This is a genomic window from Huintestinicola sp., assembly GCF_050874005.1.
Classification (GTDB): domain Bacteria; phylum Bacillota; class Clostridia; order Oscillospirales; family Ruminococcaceae; genus Huintestinicola.
The window spans coordinates 1-12,798 of sequence record NZ_JBNMJV010000056.1 but is presented as its reverse complement, the minus strand read 5'-3'; the positions used below and the strand labels follow the sequence as shown (position 1 = coordinate 12,798).

Genomic DNA, 12,798 nt, shown 5'->3' with positions numbered 1-12,798 from the left:
TGAACGGGTAATAATGAACATTCACGACGGTGATGTTATCGGCTACAAGTATTTTGATTTTGGTGAGGACTTTTCAAGCAAAACAATGGAATTTGCCGCTAAGATCAACGGAACAGGCTGTAACTGTCATATGCACATATTTGCCGATGATGAGGAGATCGGAGTATGTGATATCGGTCAGGGCAGCGGTATCGTTAAAACTATTGTCAAAGCTGTTACGGGCAGACACGCTGTTTATTTTAAGATATCAACGGATTATCACGGCTGGACTGCTGATTATTTCAAGAACAGAAGCCTTTTCGAGATGATCGAATTTGTGTTTATGAAATGATCGTATCTGATTTTCAAAATAACGATTTATGGGGCGTGAGAAAAATCACGCTCCATTTTTTTGGCTCAGTTCATTATAAAATCCGAAAATTCGGCATATCCTCCCGCAGATTCGGTGGAATACATAAAAAGCCCCGCTCTGCAGCCTGTAAAATGGTCAAGCTTAAAATATAGTTTATGCTTGCCCCCAAGCTGTTTTCTATCAAAGTTTTCTACATAGAAAAGCACTGCCTCGTCCTTCATATTCTCAAAATCGGCGGATATTCCCACGGTCAGAGAATCGGTATTAAGGGGAATGCTTTCCCTTTTCAAAGTGCCGTCCTTGCCCATAGACCGCATTTCAATGAATTTTGCACCGTCCCGCACAGACGCTCCTATCCACGCATAGCAGCCCTGAAAAGCGCAAATTCCCGCCGAGTCGCCGTTTTTCATTCCCTTTGTGTTGATAGTTACAATCGCAGTGCAGCAAGGGTAGGTCATACGACGGGTCAATGTGTTTTTCGCATGGAGAATATCACCGCACAGCCTTCCCGAGGTAATTCTGTAACAGCCCTTCTGTGGGTCAAGAGAATAGTATTCCTTGTCTGGCTGATGATTAAACTGCCAGCATGGAGAAAGCTTTTCACTTTTAAAATCGTCGGACAAGATCAGCGGGGCATAGCAATATCCCGCTTTTGCAGTTGGTATTTCAAAGCTTTCGGGTATTTTTCCATTGTCTCCGAAGATCGGTCGGTCATTATCCCATGAAACAGGTAGGAGAACGGGTATTCTGCCCACTGCCCCTCTGTCCTGAAAGAGAATAGCATACCATTTTCCGTCGGGGGTATCGACAATACCTCCCTGGGCAACTCCCTGACCGCAGTAACCCATAGTATCCTCAAGGCAGTCTCCCCCTGTAAATTCCCCTTCAAGGCTGTCTGATGAGAAGCAGGCTTCACAACGCAGCCATCTGTCAGGGCGGGAATGAATAAAGAAAACATAATATTTACCGTTTATCTTGTAAATGTGAGAGCCTTCATATCCGAGCACTTTATTGCCTTTGTCAAATACTATTCTTCTGTGCAAGCCATTCTTTTTCGGAGCGGATAGGTCATCACTCAACTCTGTGAGCCATATCTCCCTGTTTCCGTAAACAATATATACCCTTCCGTCATCATCAAAGAGAAGTGAGCAGTCATGATAAAACCCCTCAATGGTGCTTTTTTCCCATTTGCCGTAAATATCCTCCGTGGTGTAAAGATATGTTTTGTGAGTGTCATTGCAGGAGAAGCAGACATAATATTTTCCGTTATGGTGTCTTATGCAAGCTGCCCACATTCCCTGACCGTAAATATTCCCCTCCTCCAGCCTCTGTGCGGGAGTATTATCAAGGGTATCGCAGACATAAACGGCGTGTTCCCAGTTTACAAGATCGTAGGAGCGGAGTATCTCACAGCAGGGGAAAAAGTGCATTGTTGTTGACACCATATAATATGTATCCCCCACTCTGATAACATCGGGGTCGGGGTAATCAAGCGATGTAATTGGATTTATTTTTTCCATGAGAGTTCTCCTTTTGATCGTTATTTTTTCCATACAGATCATTATGAAATTTGCCGCAAACCCCTGTTTATAAGGGCTTGCGGCGAATATTTCTAATTTAGCGAGGGAATATTATGCTTATTCAGACTGAGCAGCTGCGAGCTGGTCAACAACTTCCTGAACAAGAACATCAAGAGCACCGGAAAGCTCTTCTCTTGTGGTAGCCCACTCAACGCCGTGGAGAGCAGCGTTAAGACCAACGCTCTTATTAGCATTAGAAGTTGTGAGGCTTTCGATATCGCTGGACATACCGCCTGCGAGGTCAACAACGGGGTACTGACGAGCAAGGTCATTTATCTCATAACGATGAGCAATAACGTCCTCGGGCCACTGGTAATCCTCACGGCACTGCTTGTCATATACTTCCTTAGCACCGTCATCCAGAGCAGCTGCAAGTCCGCACTCTGCGTAAAGAGCAACACCGAGAGGATTCTGTGCACCTCTTGTAAGGCAGAAGCCGTCAAGAACAGCGTCCTGCCAAGGATGCTCAGCGTCAGCAGCGTTGGGAACAGGTGCAATACCGAGATTCTCGGGAGGGATCTTTGTGGACCATGACTCGGGGGGATTCATGATGTGCCATGAGCCTACGATGAAGAACAGCTCTCTGCCTTCAGCCATAAACTGAGGCTGCTCAGCCCAGTCGTAAAGAGACTTATCCATAACAAGACCCTTGTTGTAAAGATCGAGCATATTGTTCATAGCCTTTTCGATCTTTGCGCTCTGCATATTTACAACGATCTCGCCGTCCTTAGCTTCGATGAAAGCTTCTCCGCCGGAGCGGTAGAGAGCGAGCTCAGACCACCAGCCGTCAAGACCGCAGTTTTTATCGGGATCGGCTTCAACAAATGTCTGGAGCATATCGGAGAATGTATCCCAGTTCCACTCGCCTGCTTCGTAAAGCTCCCAAGGATCATCAAAACCATATTCTTCAATTGTCTGCTTGTTGTAAAGCACAACATTGTTTGCAGAAACGCCTGTAACGAAAGCATAGTGCTTTCCGTTAAAGTTGTACTTGTCCATAGCTACTGCTACATCGGACCAGAGCTCACTGCTCAGATCGATATAATCATCAACAGGCTGGAACATACCGTTGATAACGCCCTTGGGAAGGCACTCTTCATCACGGGGGAAGAAGTCAACGCCTGTGCCGCCCAGAACGTGTGTGCTGAGATCGGAGTAACGAGTTTCCCATGTGGTGGGTATCCACTCGATCTTTCCGCCGTACTTTTCCTGGAACATACTGAGCTGCACGGGGAGGGATTCGCCCTCAACGGGGTTGATATCCCAATGGCTGAGGAACTTGATGGTTTTGCTTTCCAGTGTTTCATCACGGAGCAATGCAGCAGCGCCGCTTATTGTCTCTTTGTCCTCGTCTGCCATTGTAACGGTAGTGGTCTCGCCTGTGGTTGTGGCTGCGGTTGTAGATGCAGCAGTTGTGTCATTTCCGCCCGTGGAGTTTCCTCCGCCGCAGGCTGTAAGACCGAGGGCGAATGTAAGAGCGGATATTCCGGCTACTGTTCTTTTAAATTTTTTCATAACAATACCTCCATAATTTTTTTATTGATTGACTATTGTTATTCCTGATTTTTTACTGCTTCGATCATTCCGTCAAAGGCAGGTTTTCTGCTGAGATCGTCATTGAAGATAAGCGGGTAATCCGATGATATCCATGAATCGGTATCGCTTATTCCCCAAAGGGTAACGCTTGTGATGGGGATGCCGTTTTTGCGGAGCTTAAGTATCTCTGACATAAACTCTTTATAATATGCGCCTTGTTCCTCCTGCCAGTCGTCTCCTTTGCCCCTGCAAACATCAAGCTCGGTTACATTTATCTCAAGCCCCAGCTCGTCATAATATTTCTGCAGAGCTGTCATATACTGAGATATGCTTATATCAACATTAATATGTGACTGCATTCCCATGCCGTCAATATTGCCTGCTTCCACAACAGGACGGAGGAATGTGATTATATCGTTCTGCTTGCGGGTCTGATAGGAATTGTAATCATTGTAGAAGAGCTTTGTACCCTCGGGAGCATATTTTCTTGCAAACATGAATGCCTGCTCGATGTAATCCTCTCCCACAGTCTGGTACCAAAGGCTCTTTCTCATTCCGCCGCCGTCATCGGCAGCTTCGTTTACAACATCCCACGCTCTTACAAGCCCGGGATAATTTTCCTCGGTCCACTCCATAACATTTTTTATGTAGTTTTCCATTCTCGAAAGCATTAACTCACGGTCGGCAAGCTCGCCGCCGATATCGTAATTCTTATAGAACAGCCATTCGGGTGTCTGGTTGTGCCAGAGAAGTGTGTGACCTCTGACCGTCAGTCCGTTGTCTCTTGCAAAATCAAGTTCTGTCTTTACAGCATCAAACTTAACGGCGGGAGAATACATATACTTTTCAACATCACGCACGGTTTTGTTGTGATCAAGTATTGAATCGGGCTTGAAGCTGTTGCCCAGAGTCATACTGTTATACTGAGCTTTAATGATCTTGGTGTACGGTTCTTTATCCATAAGATTTGTGGTGGTTGCGGTGCCTATCCTGAAATAATCCTTGTATTCTTCCTTCAGCGACGGGTAATCGGAGGTATCCACATATTCCGTCGGAACAGCCTCAGGGTAATAGGTGTAATCTCCGCAAACCTTTACAGAAAAATCGTCAATATAAATTTCCTCAAGCCTGTCGCTCTCAACATATACGAGGATATTTTCGGCATTCTTAGGGATATCGAACTTTCCGCTGCCCTTTGAATAGGAATCCTCCTTGGTATCAACCGTTACGATCGTGTTATAGGAGGTGTTCCCGTTTACGCTGTAGGAAACAGAAATTTTAACGCTTGGATTTGCGCTTCGAAAGGAGCCTTCCGCTTCAAGCTCATTTCCACGGAATTTATCTGCGTTGTAGCCGATGCCTTCCCACGCGTTGTGCCTGTTGAAAATTCTCAGTGCACCCTTATCGGAAGCAGCTTCGTCCTCAAAATATCTTAAAATAACAGTTCCTCTTTTTTCAGCACTGAAATTCTCGTCGGAGAACGTTTCGCTTATGGCGGGAGGTTCTGTTTCTTCGGCTGCCGCAGTTTCGGCGGATTCAAGTGTCATAACCTCCTCGGCAGTGCTTTCTGCTGATGTTTCCTGTGCAGGAGGCTGAGCCGCTGCACAGCCTGAAAGAATTAGTGCAGAAAGTATAAAAGCATATACTTTTTTAAACTTCATTTTTTGACTGTTCCTTTCAAGAGAATTACAGTGTCCACAGCGAAAATGCCGCAAACAAATCAAGGCGACAGCAAGATCATAGTCATCGAGAATATTATGCAAAGCTCTGTTTATAAATTACGAGAGAAAAAATTGCTCGGGGAGCTTCAAAATGATGAAATAAGCACTCCCGAAAAATATTCTCGTTTTTGTACTTTCATTCAATTAGCACAAAAGCAATATATTTTCATAAAACATTATAGTACATTTTCATTCTCATGGCTAATCATTTTTTGTGTTTGGACATACTATAAATTGCGTTTTTTCGATTAAATGCAAAAGCTCTCTTTCTGTGACGAACAATACGAAAGAGGACTTTGTCATATTCTTTTTGAATATCACGCATTGTTTTGCAGACTGACCATTTTTGCTATCGCACACACCAAAAAACGCGCTTTTTATATGTTCTATTCTTTCGGTGCGAAATTCACCTTCCGAAAAGGAGCATTAAAAATTTACTCCTTACTTGGTTTTAGCACCTTCCCAGTCCTTGAGGAAACGTTCGATCCCATTGTCGGTCATAGGGTGCTTTATCATCTGTCGGATAACGTTAGCGGGAATTGTTGCAATATCACAGCCAAGTGCTGCACAAGCAGTAACATGGATAGGATTTCTTATTGATGCGGCGATTATCTCGGTATCGATGCACTGTGCGCTGAATATCTGAACGATCTCCTCAATGAGCTTCAGACCCTCCATACCAATGTCATCAAGTCTGCCCAGGAAGGGAGATACATAGGTTGCACCTGCGTTTGCGGCAAGCATAGCCTGTGCTGCGGAAAAGATCAGGGTAACGTTGGTCTTTATTCCCTTTGCGGTAAGCATTTTGCAGGCTTTAAGACCTTCCTCGCACATAGGGAGCTTAATAACGATGTTCTTATGTATTGCAGCAAGAGGAAGTGCCTCCTCAACCATTTTATCAGCCTCAAGAGAGATGACCTCAGCAGAAATGGGACCGTCAACTATGGTGGTTATCTCCTTTACGACCTCCTCAAAAACACGTCCTTCCTTTGCAATAAGCGAGGGATTTGTGGTAACGCCGCAGATAACGCCAAGGTCATTTGCCCAGCGGATATCATCAACGTTCGCAGTGTCAATAAAAAGCTTCATATTATCATATCCTTTCAAAAACATACTTTTTCGAGCTTTGTAAAGCTTTCTTCTATAATAAAATTATACGCTTTTCATATGGTTTTTTCTTGCCGATTATTGTGCTGTTTTTTCTATATTTTGTGCAAATTTTACCTGTAGATCTTTCTGCCGAAGATGTCATCTATTCCCGATTTTCGGTAGAAATATGTGTTTATCACATCACGCCACTGTCTGCTGTTTAAAAGCTGCTTTTCAAAGCGTTTCTCCGCTTCATAGTAAATATCCCGGGGCAGCTTTTCCTTTATAGACTTCCATTTATTAAGAAGCTCCTCGGCTTTTTGCGCTCCCTCAAAATGGCTGTCATAGATATGCTGTATCAGAGTTTTTCCGCTTTTTAGCATATAGGTGTAGGGAAGGTGATGGAAAAACAGAAGCAGCTCCTCGGGGCAGGTGTCAGGGTTTTCATACATCTCCTCATTATGGGGAGCATACTGTGCGGTGTAGCCTGTTCCTGTGGCTTTTGTCCTGTCTGCGCCCATGCCGTATCTGTCGGAGTAATGATAGGTTCCCCAGGGGGAATACTCGTATCCGTCAACGTCCACCCCGTAATGATAATGAGGTGTGACCATCCAGCCCACTCCCAGAGGTGAGGTATAGCTTTCATAAATATCCCGTGAGGACAAAAGCATATTGCATATGATATCAGCCGTTTCATTTTCGGTAGTTACCGCTGCCCTTACCCATTCTTTTGCGATCTGCTCAGCCGAAAGTGCGGGGTCAAAAACAAGTCTGCCGTAGCCGTAAAGATTAGCTCCTGCAAGAGGGTCTCCCGTCCAGCAAAGGTCGCTGCCCACATTCGACACGCCTGCCGCTCCCAGAACATTTTTGCTTACAAGAGAACCTTCGCCCCCATGATATGTATCAAAATCAAGACATTCCTTCCACATTGGAACAAGATAGCAAAGGTCGATCTGCTGTCCTGTGTATTCCTGAGCTATCTGAAATTCACACAGACAGTTTGTATGGGGCATTGCTCCGAAAAGCGGCGAGGTCGCTTCACGGATCTGAAAATCCATGGGTCCGTTTTTGATCTGGATATAAACGTTGTCCGAGAATTTTCCGTCCAGGGGCTTAAAGCAGTCGTAAGCCGCCTTTGCCCTGTCAGTAGCCCTGTCTCTCCAGTCAACATGGCAGTTATACACAAAGCACCGCCATATCACCTTGCCGCCATAGGGCTTTAAGGCAGCTGCAAGCATATTTGCACCCTCTGCGTGATCTCTGCCGTAGGAATGAGGTCCGGGACGGTTTTCCGAATCGGCTTTTACAAGAAATCCTCCGAAATCGGGAATGCGGCTGTAAATATTCTCCGCTCTGCATTTCCACCAACATATTACCCTATCGTCTGACGGGTCGGCAGTGGAAAGTCCGTCAATTTCAATAGGAGCGGCAAAATTCACGCTGAGATACAGCTTTATACCGTAATCTTCGAAAGTGTCTGCTATTCTTGCAATATCGGGAAGGAATTTCTCTGTGATGAAATAAGTCTCGTTTTTATGCACGTTAACATTGTTTATACATATGGCATTTATCCCCACAGAGGAAAGGAGCCGTGCATAATCGGTCAGCCTTTTCATATCCGAAACGGGTCTGCCATTTTCATAAAAAAAAGAAGCTCCCGAATAACCTCTTTCCACCGTGCCGTCGGCATTATCCCACTGATCTATCATTCTAAGCGGGAAAAAAGGCTTTTCGGTAAGGTTCAGACTTTCTGACGGATACCCGCAGGAAGCGAGGATAAGAAATCTGAACACTCCATATAGAACACCGTTTTCATCGCCGCCCTCAACGGTGATGATGTCATCTGAAAGGGAAATTTTGTATCCCCCTTCACCGAAGCCTTCATTTATCCGAAGGATAAAGCACCCGCCGTCACAAGGCTCGGGTATCCTCTCGGGAATTTTCCCTGAAAGCCGTTTGTATGCCCTTTCAAGCTCCCTTTCGGCAGAGCTTATCACCCTGCCCCGTGAGAGTACGCATATCCTTGAAAGATATTTTTCAGCCCATTTCATGGAACTGTCCTTGCCGTATGCAAGCCAGCAGTCATAAAGCATATCCATAGCATTTACCTCTCAGATAACTGTAAAGCTTCCGGGACATCATTGCCATTAGAATTAACGGTACCGCTGTTCATAAGGGTATATTCCTTTCGGTCAATGGTAACGGAATACTCTCCCTTAAAGCCGTAAAGCTCAAAGCAGCCGTTGTCATCGGTAACAGCCGAATATTCGGTTGACCACTCCTTTTTGATAAGCCCTGTGAGCATTTCATAAGCAGGCTTGGGAGAACCGTCTCTTCTCAGAATACCGCTTGGAGCATTGAGCCAGCCGCCGTCGGTCAGGTCCCAGCCTGTGACCGCCTCCACAAGGGGGTGAGCAAATAAAATACGGTACATTTCCTCCAACTGGTTTTTCTGCTGCTCCTCGTATTCGGGCAAAGAATCCCAGCTTTCGGGCTGAAAATCGTTCAGGTCAACTATCTCGGGGGGCATAGGCTTTCCCGAAATAAGTGTGTTTTCCGTAAAATGGATAGGCAGACCGAAACGCTCAAAACGGTGAAGCACATTTTCAAGCTTTTCTGCACCCCAATACCCTTGATGCTGATGAGACTGAATGCCGATAGCGTCAATGGAAACTCCTGCTTCAAGACATTCCTCGATCACATGAGCATATGCCTCGGAGGTGTTAAAATCGTTTATAAGAAGAACAGCGTCGGGGTCGGCAGCCTTTGCCGCAGCAAATACGGATTTGATAAGGGGTATTCTTCCGTAATGTCTGCAAAGCCTTGTAACAGCATTGTCATACCTGTCAAAATCGGGCATGATGACCGTTTCGTTGATAACGTCCCAAAGTCCGACTTTACCCTTGAAGGCACTGACATCACGGGTGATACGGTCAAGCTGTTTCTGCATAATTTCCTCATCGCTGTACTTTAAGAGCCAGTCAGCGCAGACAGTATGCCAGCAAAGGGGGTGACCCTTTACCTTTGCGCCGTCCTTAACAATACGGTCAACGCATTTCATCATTCTGTCCTGTCTCACATTACCCTCGGAAGGCTCGTACTGTCCCCAGTAAAAAGGAAGTGTGCCGTAATTGAAAAGCTCCTCCCACTGCTTTGCACGGGGAGCAAAAAGCTCCTTCTTCTCGTCTGTATCAGCGTCTGTGTGAGCCAGAACATCAAATGCGCCCCAGCCGAATAAAAAACTGTGGTTTTTAAGCTTGACAGTTACCTGTATACCCGAAGCAGGCTTTCCGTCAGCATCTCTTACGATGATTTTTTTACTTGCCTTGCGGTGTTCATAGTTATTCATTTTATGATCTCCTTACCGAAGAATTATCTTATAAATAAATTCCGAGATAACGTCAATTTCCTTTTTCCGTGCCTTTGCTGAGAATCCGTGATCTTCACCCTCGTAAAGGATAAGCTCAGCGTTTTTGAAGGCTTTGACCGCCTTCTTTGCGTAGCCGACATTTACCACGCTGTCCGAAGTGCCGTGCATAATAAGAACGGGGGCGGTGTATTCTCCGAGCTTTTCAAAAACATCATATCGTGGAACACCGTCATAATATTTTTTTGAAATGGTAAATCCCATAAATTCAAAGGGTCCGGTCATTTTTGAAGGATTCCTGCCCAGCCACTGATCGGGAATGCAGAACGCAGGATATAAAAGAGCCAGACCTGAAATATCCTTCCTCTGTGCCCCTGTGAGAGCCGAAACAAAACCGCCCTGACTTTCACCGTACAAAAAGAGCTTTTCGGGGAATGCGTTGTTCTTTACATAATCTATCACAACGCTCAGATCGGATATTTCCGAGGAGACGCTCATATCAATGCCGCTTCCAATGCTTTTTGAACCTGATCCACCGCCGCAGAAATCAAAAGCATATGCCCTGATCCCTCTTTCGGCAAGAGCTGCGGCAATATCGGAGGTGCTTTCAAGATTCTGATTATAGCCGTGGCTCAGAATAACGGCGCATTTATTATCCTGCTGCAGGGGATAATATTCACGGACAAAGATACCGTTTCCGATAAAGTACTCTTTCCATAATGCCTTCTGAATTACGGGCAGCCTGAACGGAGTTACGGGAAGCCCCGTATTGCTGAAAAGATCGGGCTTGACAGGGTCGTTTTCCCAGGCATATCTCAGTAAAACAGGAGCATTCTCACTCTTATAACGAAGCACTAAGCCATTTTCCGTAAGCCTTGCTGAGGGGCGGATAATTTCTCCCTCTAAAGTAATAAGCTCAAAATGCTTCGGCGGGTCGTTTACCATTCTGACAGCCTTGGTATCGGTAAATGACAGCAGTATCCTGCCGTCCTCAATGAGCTCTGCACTGAGGGGGAAAATGTCCTCGGGAACAAGGCTGTCCTTATATATGAGCCGCTCTGCGCAGAGTGCAAGCCTGCGTCCCACATCACGCTTGTTTATGGGGTGAAGATCGTTTGATTCCCCTATGTCTATTGTCACCGCCATAGCAGTATTCGTAATATCAAGACATCTGAGCTGCTGCTCTCTGATCTGTGCCCACGATAACGGCACAACGCACCGTACAGGGTCGTCAAAATTGCAAAGTTGTGTGAAAATAACGGGAATTTCATAGCCGCAGCGTTCCCTGTACATATTCACAAAGGCTTTGAACAGCTCATAATATCTTTCGGGAGCACTGTCATTGGATTCGCCCTGATACCATATCAGTCCCTTGAATTTTATGCCGAAGGCGGGTGCGGTAAGTGCACCGTACATGGAAAGGGGCAGCCCCTGAAAGAACACATCGGGGGAAATATATTCTCCCCTTGCAGCCACAGCGTACTCCCATTCACCCGAAAGGTCAATGAGCCTGTCTCTGAGGTTGATACAGTATTTTTTGCCCCGAACAAAGCCTCCCCTGCCCTGTCTCACTTCAAGACGGATATGAAGGGTATTTTCGCCCCTGTGCAGCACTCCTTCGGGAACGGGATATATTCTCGGCGGATACATATAGCCTGTTGAACCAACCGATACACCGTTAACAAACACCTCATCGGCGTCTATCATTGCACCCAGCACAAGCACAGCCTCCGAAATATCCATATCCTCCGTGACAACAAAGCTTTTTCTGAACCATATACGACCGCAAAATCCCGAAAGCATAGGGTCATCTCTGAAATAAAAGGGAATACTGCATTTTGTAAATTCGGGAGGAGCAATAAATATATATCTCGAAACAACGTCCCCTTTTTCAAGCTCGGCACACCATTTTCCATATTTTTCCCTGTCAGCCTCAGCCTTATTTTTTTCATAACCCGAAACTGTGCAGCGGGCAAGGAACTCCTCATATCCTCCCAGCTCCATGAGCATTCCGTAAGGCATTCTCGCTTCAACGGGAGAGCCGCCCGCAGAGGTGTTTACAAGTCCTATGGGAACATCTTGCTTTTCCGAAAGCTTTTCGGCAAAATAATATCCTGCCGCACTCATATACATAAGGTCATTTCCTTCGGCGCATTTCCACTCGCCGCCCTGAAAATCATCATATTCCTCGTCTTTTCCGAAGCAGCACACCACGGGCACACGAAATTCCCTTATAAACCTGCTACCCTTGGGAATTTTGGGGTCTAAGGGGTCAATGGTGCGACAGATCGGCAGCTCCATATTTGACTGACCGCTTATGTGATAAAGCTCACCGAAAAGAACATCGGTAAATTCTATCTTCTCGCCGCCGCAGGAAAATGTCAGAGTGCAGCTTTCAAATGAAGGGGGATAGGGGGGAATAATAATTTCATATTCCCCTTTTTCATTTGAAACGGAAGTTAAGACCCTGTTGCCGCTGCCGCCCGAAACTGTAAGTGTTATTGTTTCGCCAAAAGGTGCTTTGCCCCGAACACGATTCTCAGTTTCGCTTTGGAGTATCATATGATCTCCGAAAAAGCGCATTACAGTAAAATTTCCGCTCATTATTCTCACATCTCCGCAAGCTCTTTCATCTGTTCCTTTACAGCAGGATAAACCTTGTCATACAGTCTGAAAAACTTCTCATAAACAGGAACATTTTCAGCAATAGGCTCCTGAACCTTGTCAACACCGCAGATAACATCGCAAGCCTCGGGAACGCTCTTGTAAACACCCGCACCCACAAGTGCAAGAATAGCCACACCAAGAGCGGGACCTTCCTTTGAAGCTGCGGTCTTAACGGGGCAAGCGTAAAGGTCTGCAAGCATCTGTCTCCACAGAGGAGAAGTTCCGCCGCCTCCGCAAGCCATCATGTCGGAAACATTGATGTTCATCTCACGGCAAATCTCAACGCAGTCACGAAGTGAGTATGCAACACCCTCCATTACAGCTCTGAGCATTTCCTTCTTTGTGTGCATTGCGGAAAGTCCGAAAAACATTCCTCTTGCATTGGGGTCAAGGTGAGGTGTGCGCTCGCCCATGAGATAGGGCAGATAAAGAAGCCTGTTTGCACCGATAGGTACTGTTTCCGCTTCCTTGTCCATGAGGTAGTAC

General features: G+C 45.9%; 8 protein-coding genes and 1 pseudogene. 1 reads left to right on the top strand and 8 read right to left on the bottom strand.

All coding sequences use genetic code 11. The annotated features are described in order from the left end of the window. A pseudogene (locus ACR0QN_RS12875) lies at window positions 1-331 on the top strand (family 43 glycosylhydrolase); the annotation flags it as partial. A 65-nt stretch (window positions 332-396) separates the two neighbouring features. Here the strand turns inward: ACR0QN_RS12875 and ACR0QN_RS12870 are convergent. From ACR0QN_RS12870 to ACR0QN_RS12835, 8 genes are all read right to left on the bottom strand, one after another. Next, window positions 397-1,872, bottom strand: coding sequence for a glycoside hydrolase family 43 protein (locus tag ACR0QN_RS12870; protein WP_432651623.1), 1,476 nt, complete (start codon window positions 1,870-1,872; stop codon window positions 397-399). 117 nt (window positions 1,873-1,989) lie between these two features. Then, on the bottom strand, window positions 1,990-3,447 hold the full coding sequence (locus ACR0QN_RS12865; RefSeq protein ID WP_432651622.1) for an ABC transporter substrate-binding protein: 1,458 nt from the start codon (window positions 3,445-3,447) through the stop codon (window positions 1,990-1,992). A 38-nt stretch (window positions 3,448-3,485) separates the two neighbouring features. Next, window positions 3,486-5,129: an endo-1,4-beta-xylanase gene (locus ACR0QN_RS12860; RefSeq protein ID WP_432651621.1), complete on the bottom strand. Its 1,644-nt coding sequence runs from the start codon at window positions 5,127-5,129 to the stop codon at window positions 3,486-3,488. Window positions 5,130-5,630: 501 nt separating this feature from the next. Further along, window positions 5,631-6,278: a fructose-6-phosphate aldolase gene (gene fsa / locus ACR0QN_RS12855; protein WP_432651620.1), complete on the bottom strand. Its 648-nt coding sequence runs from the start codon at window positions 6,276-6,278 to the stop codon at window positions 5,631-5,633. A gap of 131 nt (window positions 6,279-6,409) precedes the next feature. Continuing rightward, a complete protein-coding gene (locus tag ACR0QN_RS12850) occupies window positions 6,410-8,377 on the bottom strand; it encodes an alpha-glucuronidase (RefSeq protein WP_432651619.1) in 1,968 nt (655 codons plus the stop codon). Window positions 8,378-8,382: 5 nt separating this feature from the next. After that, window positions 8,383-9,627 (bottom strand): endo-1,4-beta-xylanase, encoded by a 1,245-nt coding sequence (locus ACR0QN_RS12845; protein ID WP_432651618.1) that lies wholly within the window; start codon window positions 9,625-9,627, stop codon window positions 8,383-8,385. A gap of 12 nt (window positions 9,628-9,639) precedes the next feature. Further along, window positions 9,640-12,249 (bottom strand): alpha/beta fold hydrolase, encoded by a 2,610-nt coding sequence (locus ACR0QN_RS12840; RefSeq protein ID WP_432651617.1) that lies wholly within the window; start codon window positions 12,247-12,249, stop codon window positions 9,640-9,642. Between the two features lie 5 nt (window positions 12,250-12,254). Continuing rightward, the coding region (locus ACR0QN_RS12835) for an FGGY-family carbohydrate kinase (RefSeq protein WP_432651616.1) at window positions 12,255-12,798 on the bottom strand (544 nt) is incomplete at its 5' end.